At 33.1% G+C, this 17,854-nt stretch carries 21 protein-coding genes; 11 read left to right on the top strand and 10 right to left on the bottom strand.

The features are described from left to right. Window positions 1-46 precede the first annotated feature (46 nt). Window positions 47-712, top strand: coding sequence for a lysozyme family protein (locus BMY39_RS13490; RefSeq protein WP_092580578.1), 666 nt, complete (start codon window positions 47-49; stop codon window positions 710-712). 9 nt (window positions 713-721) lie between these two features. Here BMY39_RS13490 and BMY39_RS13485 read toward each other — a convergent pair whose 3' ends face one another. The 3 genes from BMY39_RS13485 to dnaA are packed head-to-tail and all read right to left on the bottom strand — an operon-like array spanning window position 722 to window position 3,363. Continuing rightward, window positions 722-1,438, bottom strand: a complete 717-nt coding sequence (locus tag BMY39_RS13485; protein WP_092580576.1) for an SAM-dependent methyltransferase — start codon at window positions 1,436-1,438, stop codon at window positions 722-724. A 33-nt stretch (window positions 1,439-1,471) separates the two neighbouring features. Beyond that, window positions 1,472-1,924, bottom strand: a complete 453-nt coding sequence (locus BMY39_RS13480; protein WP_177176609.1) for a low molecular weight protein-tyrosine-phosphatase — start codon at window positions 1,922-1,924, stop codon at window positions 1,472-1,474. Between the two features lie 11 nt (window positions 1,925-1,935). Beyond that, the gene (dnaA, locus tag BMY39_RS13475) at window positions 1,936-3,363 is read right to left on the bottom strand and encodes a chromosomal replication initiator protein DnaA (RefSeq protein ID WP_092580574.1); all 1,428 of its coding nucleotides are present in this window, start codon (window positions 3,361-3,363) and stop codon (window positions 1,936-1,938) included. 186 nt (window positions 3,364-3,549) lie between these two features. Between dnaA and BMY39_RS13470 the strand changes: the two genes are divergently transcribed. Continuing rightward, window positions 3,550-3,945 (top strand): acyl-CoA thioesterase, encoded by a 396-nt coding sequence (locus tag BMY39_RS13470; protein WP_092580572.1) that lies wholly within the window; start codon window positions 3,550-3,552, stop codon window positions 3,943-3,945. A gap of 6 nt (window positions 3,946-3,951) precedes the next feature. On the opposite strand, the gene BMY39_RS13465 is transcribed toward BMY39_RS13470, so the two are convergent. Genes BMY39_RS13465 through BMY39_RS13450 form a run of 4 tightly spaced genes read right to left on the bottom strand, consistent with a single transcriptional unit; the run spans window position 3,952 to window position 6,663 of the window. Then, entirely contained in the window at window positions 3,952-4,563 is a 612-nt protein-coding gene (locus BMY39_RS13465; protein WP_092580570.1) for an IMPACT family protein, read from the bottom strand. A gap of 3 nt (window positions 4,564-4,566) precedes the next feature. Then, window positions 4,567-5,178, bottom strand: coding sequence for an HAD family hydrolase (locus tag BMY39_RS13460; RefSeq protein ID WP_092580568.1), 612 nt, complete (start codon window positions 5,176-5,178; stop codon window positions 4,567-4,569). After that, window positions 5,171-6,175 carry a bifunctional diaminohydroxyphosphoribosylaminopyrimidine deaminase/5-amino-6-(5-phosphoribosylamino)uracil reductase RibD gene (gene ribD, locus BMY39_RS13455; protein WP_092580566.1) on the bottom strand — a complete coding sequence of 335 codons (1,005 nt, stop codon included), beginning with the start codon at window positions 6,173-6,175 and terminating at the stop codon, window positions 5,171-5,173. The genes BMY39_RS13460 and ribD overlap by 8 nt, the downstream gene beginning before the upstream one ends. 2 nt (window positions 6,176-6,177) lie before the next feature. Beyond that, entirely contained in the window at window positions 6,178-6,663 is a 486-nt protein-coding gene (locus tag BMY39_RS13450) for an LEA type 2 family protein (RefSeq protein ID WP_245738295.1), read from the bottom strand. Between the two features lie 24 nt (window positions 6,664-6,687). Between BMY39_RS13450 and BMY39_RS13445 the strand changes: the two genes are divergently transcribed. Genes BMY39_RS13445 through ligA form a run of 3 tightly spaced genes read left to right on the top strand, consistent with a single transcriptional unit; the run spans window position 6,688 to window position 10,051 of the window. After that, a complete protein-coding gene (locus tag BMY39_RS13445) occupies window positions 6,688-7,179 on the top strand; it encodes a GNAT family N-acetyltransferase (RefSeq protein ID WP_092580564.1) in 492 nt (163 codons plus the stop codon). Next, window positions 7,176-8,048 carry a peptide chain release factor N(5)-glutamine methyltransferase gene (prmC, locus tag BMY39_RS13440; RefSeq protein WP_092580562.1) on the top strand — a complete coding sequence of 291 codons (873 nt, stop codon included), beginning with the start codon at window positions 7,176-7,178 and terminating at the stop codon, window positions 8,046-8,048. The genes BMY39_RS13445 and prmC overlap by 4 nt, the downstream gene beginning before the upstream one ends. Further along, entirely contained in the window at window positions 8,048-10,051 is a 2,004-nt protein-coding gene (gene ligA, locus BMY39_RS13435) for an NAD-dependent DNA ligase LigA (protein ID WP_092580560.1), read from the top strand. The genes prmC and ligA overlap by 1 nt, the downstream gene beginning before the upstream one ends. Window positions 10,052-10,838: 787 nt before the next feature. On the opposite strand, the gene BMY39_RS13425 is transcribed toward ligA, so the two are convergent. The 3 genes from BMY39_RS13425 to BMY39_RS13415 all read right to left on the bottom strand — a co-directional run bounded on the left by BMY39_RS13425 (window position 10,839) and on the right by BMY39_RS13415 (window position 12,986). Then, window positions 10,839-11,216 (bottom strand): DoxX family protein, encoded by a 378-nt coding sequence (locus BMY39_RS13425; RefSeq protein ID WP_092580556.1) that lies wholly within the window; start codon window positions 11,214-11,216, stop codon window positions 10,839-10,841. Between the two features lie 65 nt (window positions 11,217-11,281). Then, on the bottom strand, window positions 11,282-12,202 hold the full coding sequence (locus tag BMY39_RS13420) for a bifunctional metallophosphatase/5'-nucleotidase (protein WP_092580554.1): 921 nt from the start codon (window positions 12,200-12,202) through the stop codon (window positions 11,282-11,284). A 4-nt stretch (window positions 12,203-12,206) separates the two neighbouring features. Beyond that, entirely contained in the window at window positions 12,207-12,986 is a 780-nt protein-coding gene (locus BMY39_RS13415) for a 5'-nucleotidase C-terminal domain-containing protein (RefSeq protein ID WP_245738294.1), read from the bottom strand. A 48-nt stretch (window positions 12,987-13,034) separates the two neighbouring features. Between BMY39_RS13415 and BMY39_RS13410 the strand changes: the two genes are divergently transcribed. From BMY39_RS13410 to porD, 6 genes are all read left to right on the top strand, one after another. Beyond that, window positions 13,035-13,553, top strand: a complete 519-nt coding sequence (locus BMY39_RS13410) for a DUF6913 domain-containing protein (protein WP_092580552.1) — start codon at window positions 13,035-13,037, stop codon at window positions 13,551-13,553. 1 nt (window position 13,554) lies between these two features. Beyond that, window positions 13,555-14,433 carry a 4-hydroxy-tetrahydrodipicolinate synthase gene (gene dapA, locus BMY39_RS13405; protein ID WP_092580550.1) on the top strand — a complete coding sequence of 293 codons (879 nt, stop codon included), beginning with the start codon at window positions 13,555-13,557 and terminating at the stop codon, window positions 14,431-14,433. A gap of 134 nt (window positions 14,434-14,567) precedes the next feature. Next, a complete protein-coding gene (locus tag BMY39_RS13400; protein WP_092580548.1) occupies window positions 14,568-15,395 on the top strand; it encodes an outer membrane protein assembly factor BamD in 828 nt (275 codons plus the stop codon). Between the two features lie 9 nt (window positions 15,396-15,404). After that, window positions 15,405-15,731 (top strand): DNA-directed RNA polymerase subunit omega, encoded by a 327-nt coding sequence (locus BMY39_RS13395; protein WP_174719886.1) that lies wholly within the window; start codon window positions 15,405-15,407, stop codon window positions 15,729-15,731. 9 nt (window positions 15,732-15,740) lie between these two features. After that, window positions 15,741-16,952, top strand: a complete 1,212-nt coding sequence (gene coaBC / locus BMY39_RS13390) for a bifunctional phosphopantothenoylcysteine decarboxylase/phosphopantothenate--cysteine ligase CoaBC (RefSeq protein ID WP_092580544.1) — start codon at window positions 15,741-15,743, stop codon at window positions 16,950-16,952. Further along, entirely contained in the window at window positions 16,945-17,832 is an 888-nt protein-coding gene (porD, locus tag BMY39_RS13385) for a type IX secretion system protein PorD (protein ID WP_092580542.1), read from the top strand. The genes coaBC and porD overlap by 8 nt, the downstream gene beginning before the upstream one ends. The last annotated feature ends 22 nt before the right edge of the window (window positions 17,833-17,854 follow it).

The raw sequence follows: 17,854 nt of genomic DNA, 5'->3' as shown, positions 1-17,854 counted from the left end.
TTCAAGCAGAATTCGTTTTAGTTTTTGCTGAAGAAATTTAAAATTTATGGTAAAGAATATTGCAAGTTACTTAGTTTTAGCGCTTACAATATGTATACTTTTACAAACGTCGTTGTCTACTGAAGAAACGATAGATTTAAGTGGGTATTCAACCGATGGCTTAGTGTTAAATTACACAGTGGGCGACGATGTGGGTATTAGCGAAAATGCTGAGGCATCAAATCAAGGTTACGAAGTGTTCTCACCATATTTGGGGAGGTCATTCGTTGGATTTAAAGAAGCTCTTGCTTTTAAGGAATCTGGCGGTAATTACGCTACCATAAATACATACGGTTATTTGGGTAAGTATCAATTTGGAAAAGAAACCTTAAAATTAATTGGTGTTAGAAACATTGAAAAGTTTTTAGGTGACCCAAAACTTCAGGAAAAGGCTTTTATAGCTAACGCGCAGCGTAACAAATGGATTTTGCGTAGAGATATCAATAATTTTGTTGGAAAACGTATTAATGGTGTGGTAGTAACAGAATCGGGTATATTAGCGGCAGCGCATTTGGCTGGTCCAGGTAGCGTTAAGAAGTATTTAAGAAGTTATGGATTAGATAACTTTGCTGATGGGTACGGGACTACCATTGCTAATTACATGAAACGATTTTCAGGCTATGATACATCGTTTTTAAAGCCTAATAAAAAAGCAAAAGTCAATACGCTTTAAAAATAAAACTTAGCTTTTATGAATAATAAAAATTGTAGGCCTTTTATGAAGGTCTACATTTTTTTTGTGCCATAATTGAGCTGGTAGCGTTTTAATATATTCGGTTTTTAGCGTAATATCGCAAGCTACGCAAACATGGGTGTCCTTAGAAACGGTAGCGCAAATATCTTCGAGCATTTTATTGTTGCGGTAGGGGGTTTCAATGAATATTTGAGATTGGTTTTGTTCAAAAGATAAGCGTTCTAAACGTTTTATTTCTTTTTTTCTTTCATTTTTATCAATTGGCAAATAACCGTTAAATGCAAAACTTTGCCCGTTTAGCCCAGAACTCATTATGGCCATTAAAATAGAAGAGGGGCCCACTAACGGCACTACTCGAATATCTTTTTCATGAGCCAGTTTTATAACATCTGCTCCAGGATCTGCAACACCAGGACATCCTGCTTCAGATAACAACCCTACGTCTTTTCCTGCTAAACAAGGCGTTAGAAATTCTGGTAATTCGATGGGTTGTGTGAATTTATTTAAAAGAAATAGCTGTAGAGATGGTTGTGGTTTCTTTGGACTAATTTTTTTAATAAATCTGCGAGCGGATTTTTCATTTTCAACTATAAATATGGAGAGGTCTTCGATTGTTTTTTTTACCGAGATAGGTAAAACTTCGAGCGGTGCGTTATCCCCAAGCGTAGTTGGTATTAAAAATAGTCTGCCAATTTTTGGTGTCATTAATTATGGAAATGATTAATGAATATAGTGAAATTAAATATGTTTTTCTGCTATTTTATCGCAAGCTTCATCTAGCATTTGAAAAACACTTTCAAATCCTTTATCACCGCCATAATAGGGGTCTGGAACGCTTTTGTTCTGGTTAGGTGCAATTTCGTTTAAAATGAGTTTTACCTTCGCGATATCTTCGTCATTTCTGGCCATTTTTATTATATGTCTAAAATTGGATTCGTCCATAGCATATATCAAATCAAAATCAGAAAAATCTTGTTTAACAAATTGTCGGGCTCTTAAATTAGAAATGTCTATCCCATTTTCCTTTGCTACTGCTATAGAACGCATGTCTGGCTTGTTACCAATATGGTATGCTCCAGTTCCTGCAGAATCGATAAAGAATTTATTTTCAGGAAGTTTTGATTTTAAAATGCCTTCTGCTAATGGAGATCGACAAATATTGCCCAAACATACCATTAGAATTTTAGTCATTTTAAATAGAATTAAACAGAGAGTTTTTTTGAGATATCCTCAACGTATTTTCTAAACTGCTTGTCGGTAGAGGAAAGATTATCTACGGTTTTACAAGCATGCAGCACTGTGGCATGATCGCGTTTTCCAATTTGAGAGCCAATACTGGCAAGAGAAGCTTTTGTCATTTTTTTAGCAAAAAACATAGCTAATTGCCTTGCTTGTACAATGTGACGCTTACGTGTTTTTGATTGTAGTGTTTCTACATCCATTTGGAAATAGTCTGAGACGATTTTTTGTATATAATCTATAGAAACTTCACGTTTCGTATTCTTAACAAACTTTTCTACAATTTGTTTAGCAAGGTCGATAGTGATTTCTTTCCTGTTGAATGAAGATTGTGCGATTAGGGAGATAATGGCGCCCTCTAGTTCTCGAACATTAGTTTTAATGTTTTTAGCAACATAATCTATGATTTCCTCAGGCATTTCAACACCATCACGGTATAATTTGTTTTTTAGAATTGAAACCCGTGTTTCGAAATCAGGATTTTGTAATTCTGCAGACAATCCCCATTTAAAGCGAGATAATAAGCGTTGCTCAATGTCTTGCATATCCACAGGAGCTTTGTCGCTCGTTAAAATTACCTGTTTGCCATTTTGGTGTAAATGGTTGAAAATATGGAAGAATACATCCTGCGTGCCAGATTTACCTGAAAGAAACTGTACGTCATCAATAATTAACACATCAATAATTTGGTAAAAATGGATAAAATCGTTGCGGTTGTTCTTTTTAACCGAATCAATGTATTGTTGAGTAAACTTTTCAGCCGAAATATAAAGTACTGTTTTTTCTGGATATTTATCTTTTATGTCCACACCAATTGCGTGTGCCAAATGCGTTTTTCCCAATCCAACACCGCCAAAAATTAACAACGGATTAAATGATGTTCCACCTGGTTTTGCTGCAACAGCTAATCCTGCGCTTCTCGCTAATCTATTTGAATCGCCCTCCAGAAAGTTTTCAAAACTATAATTTGGATTTAATTGTGATTCAATTTTAACATTCCTTATACCTGGAATAACGAATGGATTTTTTAATTCCGGACTTTTATTGTTAAGTGGTATGTCTACTTCTTGCGATTTTACAGGTGTTCTGTTAGAACTTGGAATTTTTTCAGTAAAAGGTTGTTTGTTGCCATAAGTGTTTTCCATCTTAATGATATACACCAATTTAGCAGTTTCACCTAGCTCTTTAGTTAGAGCTACTTTTAATATTTTAACATAGTGCTCTTCAAGCCATTCATAAAAGAATTTACTTGGTACTTGAATACTTAGAGCATTGTCTTGGAGTTTTACTGCTGCAATGGGCTCAAACCATGTTTTATATGCTTGCGGTTGGATATTATCCTTTATAAAATTAAGACAGTTATTCCATACCGATTGCGCAGTTGTACTCATTTAATTTAATGCTTGGTTTTCGTTAGTATTTATTAAAGAGTAGAATCTCTTTAATCCCCCTTTTAATGTGTGGCAAATATGTGAACAAAATTCTAAAAAAAAAAATGAAAACCTGTTGAATTTTCAGAAATTTTTCACCATGTTTATCTGCTAGCCGAAGCTACAAAAAAATATTGATATAAAGTTATGAAAATCGATGAAATACAAATTAGAGTGAGATATGGTGAAACAGACCAAATGGGGGTGGTATATCATGGTAACTACGCATTATATCTAGAGATGGGGAGAATTGAATGGTTAAGAAAGCTTGGGGTATCATATAAAAAAATGGAAGAAGAAGGTGTTATGTTACCCGTAGTTTCTTTAAATATAAATTATAAAAAATCAGCGGGTTATGATGATTTAATTAATGTAAAAACTCAACTGAAAAATAAACCTACAGCAAAGATTGAATTTGAGTACGAAATTACAAACGAACTTGGAGAAATTTTAACGACAGCTGAAACAACTTTAGTTTTTATTGATATGAAAACGAATAGACCAACCAGAGCTCCTAAATATATTTTAGACTTAATTAACTAAATATTTCTACTTTCTTTTGATGGCAACGCCATAAATACTGCTAAAAACTCTAAAAATATCTTCGGCTAACTTTTTTCTTGCAGATATGGTTATGTTGCAACTTAGCTCTAGTTCTTGGTCAATAATACTTAATTGTTTTTCCTTTATAATGCGCATCACTGTATTCATATCCTTGTATTCAAAGGTTATTAAAAACTGAATATCAATGGTTCTCTGAGTGATTTCACAGGATTGTAAGGTAAGTTGTGCTGTGGTTTTGTATGCTTGAATTAATCCGCCAACGCCAAGTTTTACACCGCCAAAGTACCTCACCACAATAATAAGCGTATTTGTAACATCAAAGGATTGAATTTGTCCATAAATAGGCATACCAGCAGAATTACTTGGTTCTCCATCATCGTTGGCCCTAAATAATTTATTTTCAGTTCCAATCTGGTAGGCATAGCACCAATGTCTTGCAGCATGGTGTTCTTTTTTAACTTTTTCGATGTATACTTTTATTGCGTCTTCATTTAAAACATGGTATGCAAATCCAAAAAACTTACTGTTCTTTTCTTTAAAAAGTATGCCTTCTACAGGTGAAGTTATGGTTTTATATGTGTCATCAGCGGCATCCAAAATTTAAAACAGATGCTTTTTAGAAGAAAATAAGTTGACAACGTCTTCTTTACATGGTGTTATGTGCCAAGTTTTAATGCCTAAATGTTTCGCAGTTTCAATATTATCGGCGTTATCATCAATAAAAATGCAGTTTTCGGCATTCAAATTATTAGTGTTTAATACAAACTCAAAAATATCAGCATTGGGCTTTCTTAAATTAATATCGTGTGATAAATAAAACGCATCAAAGCAATTTTTAAAGTCTTCGTAAAATGGCACATGTTCTTTTATCCAATCAATATGTAATTCATTAGTATTACTTAATAATATGAGTTGATATCTGTTTTCAGATTTTAGCTGTTTCAAAAAATCTAAGCGATGTTTAGGGAAATCTTTTAAAATGACATTCCATAGGTCTATCAATTCTACTTTTGTCAAATGTGGAAATTTTTCAGCATAAAAATTAATAAAATCATCAGTTGAGATAGAACCAGTTTCATAGAGCTTATTAATATCGATGATATCTTTAGATAAAGTTGAAATGCCTAATGTTTTTAGTGATTCCTGAAATCCGTTTTCAATATCTAAATCAATAAATACGTTACCAAAATCGAAAATAATGGTGTTAATCATTTTGATATATTTTTAAAATATCACCTTGAATGTTTTCTTCTGAAAACAATTTTCCTTTAAAAATTGGTGCTTTAACACCTTTTCCAAAAAAAGTGTTTCCAGTAAAAATACGTGCTTCATCCCAAAGGTTTTCATCTATGAAGGTTTGTAGTGTTTTAGCACCGCCTTCAATAATTACAGAGTTGATATTTTTTTTAAACAAAACAGTACAAATCTGCGATGCTATTGGTTTCTTAAAATCTATAGTACTTTTATTAATAACTAGTGTTTCACTAGAATCATCAAAGATTTTAGAAGTTTTTGGTAATTTATTTTCTCTATCAATTACAACTCTAACAGGATTCAATCCCGTCCAATCTCTTGCCGTTAAGCTCGGGTTATCTTCAATTACAGTATTTGTGCCTACCAAAATAGCTTGCTCCTCAGTGCGCCATTTATGTACCCATTGTCTTGAGTGTGCATGTGTTATCCAAACAGGTGCTATTTCATTCTTGCTTTCAGGAGCAATAAAACCATCTTTGGTTTCTGCCCATTTCAGAATAACATAAGGTCGCCTTTTATTATGAAACGTAAAAAAACGTTTATGGTGTTGCCTGCATTCATCTTCTAAAACACCAACAATTACATCAACTCCTGCTTCCATTAATCTTTTGATGCCTCTACCAGCTACTTCTTTGTTATCGTCCACACAGCCAATAACCACTTTTGGGATGTTGTGCTTTATAATTAAATCGCTACATGGTGGCGTTTTACCATAATGCGAACACGGTTCTAGTGTTACATAAAGTGTAGCTTGTTTTAAAATCGATTTATCTTCAACAGCATTTATAGCATTCACTTCTGCATGATTTCCGCCATATTTACTAGTAAAACCTTCGCTTATAATTTTGTTGTCTACTACAATTACACAGCCAACCATTGGGTTTGGTCTGGTTATACCTAATCCGTTTTTGGCAATTTCTATACAGCGCTTTATGTAGTGCTCGTTAACAGTCAATCTTATAATTTAATTTTCACGTCTTCAGTTTCATCAACACCATATGTATACGAAAACCCTAAAGTTTTGTATATTATATCGCCTTTATATTGCACCTTCATTGTTTTACTAAATAAACTTCCAATAAGGCCTCCAATACTCTTTCCGCTTAGTAAACTATCAACAGGAATTGCAGCTTTTAGTGGTATAGTAAACTCATCTTTAGCTGGCACTTTAAAGCTTTTTGTGGATACATAGCCTACTTCGTTATCATTTACAAAAATTTTAATTTTATCGGTTTTAAGTTCACCGCCAATATCATTCGGATTCATAAATAAAGCATCGGCAGAAAGTATAATATGTTGTGGCGTTGATTTTACTACTTCAATATTCTCAACATTAATAAAAAGCGGTTTTTCATTCACTTTACAGTTGAAAAAACAGCACGCTATTGTTAATAATATTAAAATGTGTTTCGTTTTGGTTTTTAAGAATTCCTGTATCTTCACTTTTTTGAAAAAAGATTAATTAAAGTGAGTAAAGATACTATAGTTATTCGAGAAATACGACCAGAAGACAATGCGCAATTGGAAGCGGTGATAAGGGCGTGTTTTCATGAATTTAAAATTCCTTTGAAGGGTACAGCATATGAAGATCCTGAAACGAAACAAATGTATGAATCCTATCAAAATGAGAATGATATATATTATGTAATTGAGAGTAATGGAGAAATTTTGGGAGGAGCTGGCGTGAAACCTTTAAGGGATTTTGATGGTAATATTTGCGAACTACAAAAAATGTATTTTTCACCCAAAGTGCGTGGTAAGGGCATTGGGAAGCAATTGTTTGAAACATGCTTAAATGTGGCAAAAGAATTGGGTTTTGAAAAATGTTATTTAGAATCTGCACCACAATTAAAGGCAGCAATACACATTTACGAAAGTTTTGGATTTACCCATTTAAAAAGGTCTTTGGGTAATACGGGCCATAGTTCGTGCAGTGTATGGATGATTAAAGCATTATGAGATTAAAGGATCTTCAACTGGAATTTCATAGGGCTTTAGATGCTATTTATGGCGTGGAGGAAGTAAATAGCTTCTTTTTCCTTTTAGTAGCACATTTTTTTGATATCAAACGTGTCGATTTAGCACTATCTCCAAATATTGAAATAGCATCAACTAAAGGCATTCGCAACGCTTTAACAGCATTACAGCAGCAAAAACCAATACAGTATATTGTTGGCGAAACCGAGTTTTTCGGATTGCCGTTTAAAGTGAATACAAACGTTTTGATTCCCCGTCCTGAAACTGAGGAGTTGGTATCATGGATTATTGAACAATTAAGAATTCAGAATTCAGAATTCAGAATTTTAGATATTGGCACAGGAAGTGGATGCATTGCCATTGCTTTGGCAAAAAAACTACCAAATACTTCGGTTTATGCTATGGATGTGAGTGAAAAAGCTCTTGAAGTAGCAAAAGCCAATGCGAAACTAAATGAAGTGAACATTACGTTTATCAAGGCTGACATTTTAAATTATGATTATCCTCAACTCGTTTCAGAAATTAAAAATGAAATTGAGAAATTTGATATTATAGTTTCAAATCCGCCTTATGTAAGGCAACAGGAAAAAGCATCGATGCAGCCTAATGTGTTAGAGAACGAACCACACATTGCGTTATTTGTTGAAGACAATAACCCATTGGTGTTTTATGAGGCTATAAGCGATTTTTCAAAAACAGCATTGAAGAAAAACGGTAAGTTATTTTTCGAAATCAATGAATATTTGGGTAGCAGTACCATGAATGTATTGCATAACAATAATTTTAAGAATATTGAATTAAAACAAGATATCTTTGGTAAAGATAGAATGGTAAAAGGTGTAAATTTCTAATGGAACATATTCAGCAAAAAATAAACCAACTAAGAAATGAATTAAGAACACATAATTATAATTATTATGTGCTTGATAATCCTACAATTTCAGATTATGAGTTTGATATTAAGCTCAAAGAGCTTCAGGAACTTGAGGAAAACCACCCTGAGTTTTATGATGCAAATTCGCCCACGCAACGTGTTGGAGGAGAAGTCACTAAAAATTTCGATACTGTAAAACATGAGTATCGCATGTATTCTTTGGATAATTCTTATTCTAAAGAAGACTTGCTAGATTGGGAAAAGCGCATAAAAAAGCTTGTGGACGGAGACGTAGCATACACTTGTGAATTGAAGTACGATGGTGCGTCTATGAGCGTAACTTACGAAAACGGTAAATTACTACGAGCAGTAACAAGGGGCGACGGTATTCAGGGAGATGATGTTACGGCAAATGTAAAAACCATAAGATCGGTACCATTACAATTAAAAGGCGATGTTCCGCAAAAATTTGAAATTAGAGGAGAAATTGTATTGCCGTTCGATGGATTTAACAAGATGAACGAGGAACGTATTGCAAATGGCGAAGAACCATATAGAAACCCCAGAAATACAGCTTCGGGAAGTTTAAAGCTGCAAGATAGCGCGGAGGTGGCAAAACGACCTTTAGAATGTTTGTTATATAGCATGAAAGGCGAGGATTTAGGGGTTGCAACGCAATTTGAAAGTTTAGAAAAAGCGAGAGCTTTAGGATTTAAGGTCCCTAATGAAGCTATTTTAGCATCATCAGTTGATGAAGTTTTAGAGTTTGTTAATTACTGGGATACCAAACGTCACGACTTACCATACGAAACAGATGGTGTGGTAATTAAGGTTAATAGCTTACAGCAGCAAGAAGAATTGGGATATACGGCCAAAGCACCACGTTGGGCAATGGCGTATAAGTTTAAGGCAGAACAAGTGTCTACAGTTTTAAACGAAATAACCTACCAAGTAGGGCGAACAGGAGCTATAACACCAGTTGCAAACTTAGAGCCAGTAGAGTTGGCAGGTACCACTGTAAAACGTGCATCGATACATAATGCCGACCAAATTGAAAAGCTTGATATAAGAGAAGGCGATACGGTGTTTGTTGAAAAAGGAGGGGAAATTATACCTAAGATTATTGCTGTTGATATTACGCAAAGACCTATCGATTCAGAACCTACACTATTTATAACACATTGCCCAGAATGTAATACAGAATTGGTGAGAACCGAAGGCGATGCTAAACATTATTGCCCAAATTATAACGGATGTTCACCACAAATTATAGGTCGTATTCAGCATTATATTTCCCGAAAAGCAATGGATATAGAAGGTTTGGGAGGTGAAACTGTTGGGCTTTTGGTAAAAGAAGGCTTAATATCTAATTATTCTGATTTGTATGAATTAACCAAAGAACAGGTAATTCCTTTAGAACGTATGGCAGAAAAGAGTGCCGATAATTTAATCAACGGAATAAAAGCATCAGTTAACATTCCCTTTGAGCGCGTTTTGTATGCTATTGGCATTCGCTATGTAGGTGAAACGGTTGCAAAAAAACTTGCGAAACACTATAAATCTATAGATAATTTGATGCAAGCTTCTCAAGAAGATTTGGAACAGGTTGATGAAATTGGCATAAAAATAGCCGAAAGTGTACTCTTGTTTTTTTCTTCAGAAGAAAACCTAAGCATTATTGAAAGGTTGAAACAGTTTGGTGTGCAGTTGAGTGTATCTGAAGAAGAGCTTAAAGGACAAACAGATTTACTTAAGGGACAGTCTATTGTGGTTTCTGGTGTTTTTGAACATGTCTCTAGAACCGAACTTAAAAAACTCATTGAAGATAACGGTGGTAAAGTTAGTAGCTCTATTTCATCTAAAACAAGTTTTGTGGTAGCGGGTGATAAAATGGGTCCTAGTAAAAAGGAAAAAGCGAATAATCTTGGAATAAAACTCATAAGCGAACTCGAATTCTTACAAAAAATAAAAAAAACATAAAATAATAACGATTAAATGTAATTTTTATCGATTAATTACATTTTTTAATTATATTTGTCTTGTAATTAGTAATCATTATTATGTGCAGCCCCAAAGTACTAGCAACTATAATAGGTTCAATTTACACATTGTTTGTGTATTTTTTGTTCTCTAACCTCTTAGGTTATGCAGATAATACAAGCGCATTTATTCTTCCTGTTTTGGCACTTGCATATTTTTGTAATGTAGAAAAAGAAAACTGGTCGTTATTTTTCATCTTATTTCTTGTCTTATATTCTATTTCAGATTTGATGATACTTATATCGGATGAATTACCATTTTATTACGATTATTTTATAGGTAACGCTCTATATATATTGGCATACATTTCACTGTCAATCGAGATTGGTCGTAACATTTCATTTACATATATTCTAAAAAATTACATATTTTCGGTAATAGTACTTTTTATACTTAATTGCTATATAGGTTATAAAATTTCCCAAATTATAAATCCTTATCTCGAATTTGGTTCAGAATATTTAACAGAGATAATGTACAATATTTCGATGTTAATGGTATTGTCACTAGCGCTATTAAATTATTTTTGCAACGATAGTAAAAAAGCGCTTTACGTTCTAATTGGTGCAATTTGTATCTTATTCTCTGAAGTTTTAAGCGTAGCGTATTTATACGTATCTCATCAAAGTGTGCTTAATTTTTTTACAATAACTTTAAAGCTTATAGGCGTTTATTTTTTTTATGGACAAGCGAAATTAAAGTATGCTAAACAAGAGAAAGCTATATACTAAAGTTTAAGAAAAGGAATATCTTCTCTATAATTGTAAGTTATAATAACAGAAAGCAAAAACGCAAATACTGCAGTACCAAATAATAAGCCGTCATCACCTTTTACATCTATTCCCAGCTTTGTGAGATGCATTATTAGTGCGCCTCCTATAACCCCAAGAGATAACAGCGCACCTGCCCATGCGGTTTTTTTAACAAGAAGCAGTATGCCAGCAACAAGTTCTACTATGCCAATGCCTATTCTTCCGTAAGGTTCTAAGCCAACAGTTTCAAAAATAAAAACACTATCAGGGTGAGCTAAAAACTTAAATCTTAAAGTTTGAATAAGTATTACAGCAAGTATAACACGTAATACTAAAGGAATATGTTTTTTCATTTCATTTTGGTTTGATAATGTTTTAGACGTACCAATTCTTAGAACTTATCAAGCCCTTAAAAAAACTAGACAATTATGGAAGTACCATCGGCTGATTTGTTCTTTTCTGCATCGAAATAAAAATCAACCTGACCCAGATAAAGTCCGTAGCACCCCACTTGATTTACTAATACATTTTTATTTTCAATATTTTTAACAAGAGTAGGTTTAGATAAGAAGGTATGCGTATGGCCACCAATTATTAAATCTATATTTTTAGTCGCTTCAGCAAGTTTTAAATCATTTATTTTATTAGGATCATTTCTGTAATCGTATCCAATATGGGACAAGCAAATCACTAAATCACATTTTTTATCTTGCTTTAAAATTCGTGTCATGTCCTGAGTGATTTCAATAGGGTCGAGATACTTGGTTTCTTTAAAAAGTTTCTTTTCAACCAATCCTGTAAGTTCAATACCCAACCCAAAAACTCCAATTTTCACACCGTCTTTTTTAAATATCTGATAGGGCTTAACATGTGTATCCATTACGGTATTGGAAAAATCATAATTCGCGGAAACAAACCCAAAATTGGCATGGGGTAATTGTGCATATAATCCTTCTATGCCATTGTCGAAATCATGATTACCTATCGTAGCCAAATCATATTTTAGTTTACTCATTAATTTTAACTCTAATTCACCACCGTAGTAATTAAAATAGGGTGTGCCTTGAAAAATATCACCTGCATCCAGCAATAACGTATTTGGATTTTGTTTTCTTATGTTTTCAATTAACGTTGCACGACGTGCTACTCCACCTTTATTGGCATTTCTGCCTTCTTCTGGACCAAAAGTATCAATATGGCTGTGTACATCATTGGTATGTAATATGGTGATTTTTGTGCCTTTTGGCTTGGAGGCAAAGGATTGAAGTCCTAAACTGCCAACGGCTGCTAAAGCAGTTGTCCCTGCGGATACTTTTTGAATAAAATCTCGACGTTTCATAGTATTATTTTATGCTAAACCTATCATCAATAACAGGGTTAATAGTGTCCGTTTTTTTGAAATAATCAATTATCGCATTTCTTATTTTGTAATTCAAATCATGAAATTCTTCATTAGGTTGAAAAAACGTCATATTATCACCTCGGTTGTATAAATAATCACTTGTAGCAAAATAGTAGATTTTATTGTTATCAATAGGTTCGCCATTAATCGAAGCGCTTATCAAGTCATAGTTGTTATCTAATACAATTTTTAGTCCCGCTATAGGATGCGCTCTCTTTCTAGCAACTAGATAATTTACTATCTCATTAATTTGCTTTCTTTTCAATCCAACTACCACTATGTTATTCTCAAAAGGCATAACATTGTATGCAGTTCTTGCGCTTACGGATCCTTTTGGTATTTCTGCACGAATGCTACCATGATTCAAAACAACTGCATCAATGTTTTTGCCAGTTCGTTTCTTAAAAACAGGGGTTCCTTCTTTAAGAATAATATCTGCCATTAGGTTTCCAACAGCGGTATTAAGCGCTCCATCATTTTTAGAATAGGTGGCAACAGCATAAGCTAAAACACTGTCTAAGTCGCGTTCAATACGATTTTTGTAAGGTGCAATAAATGCTTCAATATCAGTTTCTGGAGCAATACTTTTGTTAATATCCAAGCGTTTTGTTTCAATTTTTTTTATGGATACTTTTTGGGTTTTACAACTAATACCTATGAATAGGATAGATACAAATACTATAAGTTTAAATGTGGTAGAATTTACCATATAGAATTTCATTATATTTTGAATGTACTTTTGCTACCTTTGCGCAAAGTGTAAATTTAAATGTTTTTAAAAGCTTTTAAGGAAAAATCGAATAAAAAGTATTTGAATAAATTATTATTAGAGCGCAGCTTAAACGTTAATAATAATAAAACAAAAAGCTTGGGAGTAATTTTGAATTTTGATGAAATTGAAGACTTTAATGCGTTTAATGTTTTAGCATCGCGCTTAAAAGTTCATGCAAATAAAATAAAAGTAATTGCTTATACCACTGATTTAAAAAGCCACGGTAATTCTTGGGACGCTTGTTTTAACGCAAAAGATTTTGGATGGAATGGTGAGATAAAAAATATAGAATTACAAACGTTTTTAAACGAACCTTTTGATGTTTTAATTAGTTATTACACACAAGAACATTTAGAGCTAAAATTATTAACAGCATTGTCTAAATCTCAATTTAAAATCGGAATTTTGCAAAGTGAAACGCGTTTAAACGATCTTATTATAAAAACAAAAATTAGCGAAATAGAGGTGTTTGGTAATGAGGTGGTGAAATATTTAACCGTATTAAATAAAATTTAAAATGAAAAGTAAGTTTCTTGGAACTGGAGTGGCATTGGTAACACCTTTTAAAAGTGATTTAAGTGTAGACTATGATGCGCTTAAAAATATTGTAGAATTTAATATTGAAAATGGTGTAGAGTACTTGGTTATTTCTGGTACCACTGCTGAAAGTGTTACAATTACAAAGCAAGAAAAAAAAGACATTACAAAGGCCGTAATTGAGGCGAACAAAGGTCGAGTACCATTAGTTTTAGGAATTGGTGGTAACAATACAGTTGCCATTATTGATGAAATTAAAAGTACAGATTTAAGTGAGATTGATGCTATTCTTTCTGTTTCACCTTATTATACAAAGCCAACACAAGAAGGTATATATCAGCATTTTAAAGCTATCGCAGAGGCAACGTCAATAGATATTTTATTATATAATGTTCCAGGACGAACTTCTAAAAATGTAGAGCCAGATACAATTATACGATTGGCAAATGATTTTGATAATATTATAGGTGTAAAGGAAGCAGGGAATAGTACCTATCAATATTTGCAATTACTAAAGAACAAACCAGAAGATTTTTTAGTTATTTCTGGAGATGACGATTTGGCCTTGGGTGTAACACTAGCAGGAGGTTCTGGTGTTATTTCTGTAATAGGGCAAGCGTTTCCAAAAGAATTTTCTGAAATGATACGTTTGGGTTTAAAAGGTGAAGCCAAAGATGCATACAAGTATCATTACCGTTTAATGGATGTTATCGATTATATTTTTGAAGAAAACAATCCTGCGGGCATAAAAGCTGTTTTTGAAGCATTAGGTTTATGCTCTGCTTCAGTAAGATTACCATTAGTAGCAGCTTCAGAAGGATTAAAAACTAAAATATCAAACTTCGTAAAAGCATTTTAGCAACGTAGTAACAAGTAAACGTTAAATATAACTTAAACCTTATTACTACTACTTTTGAAGAATTATTTTAGCTATGAAATAATATTTTTAAATTACGTTTAATAAATGTAATTTTGCACCTTGTCAAAAAATCTATGAAGTACGTTTTTAGCATATTAATATTAACCTGTGTTTTAAGTTCATGCAGTGAATATCAGAAGGTTTTAAAATCTGAAGATATCGCGCTTAAATTTAAGGTGGGAGATTCTCTGTTCGAAGGAGGTAAATATGAAAAGGCGAATAGAATTTTTGCTCAAATCGTACCAAAGTATAAAGGAAAGCCTCAGGCACAAAAACTAATGTACCTATATTCTAAATCCTTTTATGAAATGAAGGATTATTACGTTTCTGGGTATCAATTTGAACGTTTTGTGTCTAGTTATCCTAAAAGTGAAAAAAAGGAGGAAGCCGCGTTTCTAAGTGCTAAAAGCTATTACATGCTGTCTCCAAAATACACTAAAGACCAAAAGGAAACTAAGGATGCTATTGAGAAATTGCAGGAGTTTATTAATTTATACCCTAATTCGCAATATGTTAGCGAAGCAAATACGCTTATTAAAGAATTAGATTTTAAATTAGAGAAGAAAGCTTTTGAAATAGCTAAGCAGTACAATCATATTTCAGATTTTAAGGCCTCTATAAAATCATTTGACAACTTTATTTTCCAATTTCCTGGATCAACGCTTCGTGAAGATGCATTGTTCTATAGGCTGGATGCAGCATTCAAACTAGCTATTAATAGTTTGGAAGTTAAGCGCACTGCTAATGGGATTTTAAAATTAAGACAAACAAGGTTATTAAAAGCAAAAGAGTATTACAATGCTTTAAAAAAGGCTTATGCAAATTCTGAGTATCTTGCAGAAGCTAATGAAATGGCAATAAAAATAGACGAAGAATTAGAAACTTACAGCGCTAAAAGTTAATATACAATGATGGATTTAAAGAAAACTACAGCTCCCGTAAACACGGTAACTTACGACAGAAATCAAGTAGATGAGCCAACAGAAAACATTTACGAAGCAATTTCTATTATATCAAGAAGAGCGGAGCAAATTAACACAGAGATTAAAAAAGAGCTTATTGATAAGTTAGAAGAATTTGCTACTTACAACGATAGTTTGGAAGAAATCTTTGAAAACAAAGAACAAATTGAGGTATCTAAATTTTATGAAAAATTACCAAAACCTCATGCATTAGCTGTTCAAGAATGGCTTACAGATAAAATTTATTTTAGACATACTGAGGAAGACGCTCAGTAAACACAATATATGAGTATATTAAGCGGTAAAAACGTTCTGTTAGGCATTACAGCAGGTATTGCCGCTTATAAAACTGCTTCGTTAGTACGGTTGTTTATAAAATCTGGAGCACAGGTTAAGGTTGTAATGACACCAGCCTCTAAAGACTTTATAACACCGCTTACACTTTCTACACTTTCTAAACACCCGGTATATTCATCCTTCACAAATGAAGAAGATGACAACGCCGTATGGAATAATCATGTAGATTTAGGGTTATGGGCAGATGTGTTTGTTATTGCGCCAGCTACTGCAAATACCATGTCTAAAATGGCAAATGGGACATCAGATAATTTACTGTTGGCTACATACTTATCAGCTAAGTGCCCTGTATATTTTGCGCCTGCAATGGATTTAGATATGTATAAACATGAATCTACAAGAGTGTCTTTTGAAAAATTAAAATCTTTTGGTAATATCATGATTCCTGCTACTAGTGGTGAATTGGCAAGCGGCTTGGTAGGAGAAGGAAGAATGGCAGAACCCGAAGATATCGTTTCTTTTATTGAGAGCGATATTCTAAACAAGTTGCCGCTTAAAGGGAAAAAAGTGCTTATTACTGCTGGACCAACCTATGAAGCCATAGATCCTGTGCGTTTTATTGGGAATCATTCCAGTGGTAAAATGGGCTTTGAAATTGCTAAAGCCTCTGCAAATTTAGGAGCTGAAGTTATTTTGGTTACAGGACCCACACATCAAAACCTCGTTCACAGCCTTGTAAAGGTAGTTCCAGTTACAAGTGCAGAAGAGATGTACCAAGAAGTGCATAAATATTACAAAACTATTGATGTTGCTATTTTATCAGCGGCAGTTGCAGATTTTAAACCTAAAGCGGTAGCGCTTCAAAAAATAAAAAAGAAATCTGATACACTAAGGTTGGAGTTGGAGCGTACAAAAGACATATTGGCATCTTTGGGAGAAACTAAAACTAAACAGTTTTTAGTTGGTTTTGCATTGGAAACAAATAACGAACTGGAAAATGCAAAACAGAAATTAAAAAAGAAAAACTTAAATTTAATTGTTTTAAATTCGTTACAAGATAAAGGTGCAGGTTTTAAAGGTGATACTAATAAAGTAACGTTTATAGATAATAAAAATAATGTAACAGAGTTTCAATTAAAGTCTAAAGCCGAAGTTGCAGAAGATTTACTAAACGAAATTGTAAAACATATTCATGCGTAATTTTGTAATTATTCTATTTTTTAGTTTCAGCAGTTTAAGTTTTGCTCAAGAACTTAACTGTACTGTCGTTGTAAATGCCCAACAAACAGGAAACGAGAATTTACAGATTTTTAAAAATCTCGAAAAGCAACTCACAGAGTTTATCAATAATACAAAGTGGACTGATAGAACTTATGCACCCCAAGAATTAATTAATTGTAGTATGAATATTATAATTTCTCAATATAGCGGAGAAACATTTCAAGCTACAATTCAAGTACAGTCTTCTCGACCTATTTATGGGTCTTCATATAGTTCGCCTATTTATAATTTCAATGATAAGGACTTTACCTTTAGATACTTAGAATTTCAAAATTTAATCTATAATCCAACACAATACACATCGAATTTGATCTCTGTGTTGGCATTTCATGTGTATATGATTTTAGCGCTTGATGCCGATTCTTATGAGCAAAATGGTGGACAGAAGTATTACAAGCAAGCACAAACTATACTAAACTATTCACAGCAGGAAAACTATAAAGGTTGGAAGTTAGAAGACGGGTTGCAAACGAGATTTATATTGATTGACAACGTATTATCTACAACTTTTAAAGAATTTAGAAACGTTATTTACGATTATCACAGACTAGGCTTAGACGAAATGAGTAATGACCTAAAAAAAGGTAAAGAGCAAATAGCTGCAAGTTTATCAGAGTTTAAAGCGATGAACAGCAGAAGGCCAAATTCTTTTTTGCTTAGAACATTTTTTGATGCCAAAGCCGATGAAATTGAACAAATTTTTACAGACGGACCACAGGTGAATATTGCAAATCTTAAAGATATTTTGCAAAAAGTAGCACCGATGCACTCCAGTAAATGGCGAAATATTACGTTTTAACACTGTTTACTGAATACTAAAG

The sequence above is a fragment of the Hyunsoonleella jejuensis genome, from assembly GCF_900111025.1.
GTDB lineage: Bacteria > Bacteroidota > Bacteroidia > Flavobacteriales > Flavobacteriaceae > Jejuia > Jejuia jejuensis.
This window is presented reverse-complemented; position numbering and strand designations above follow the sequence as displayed.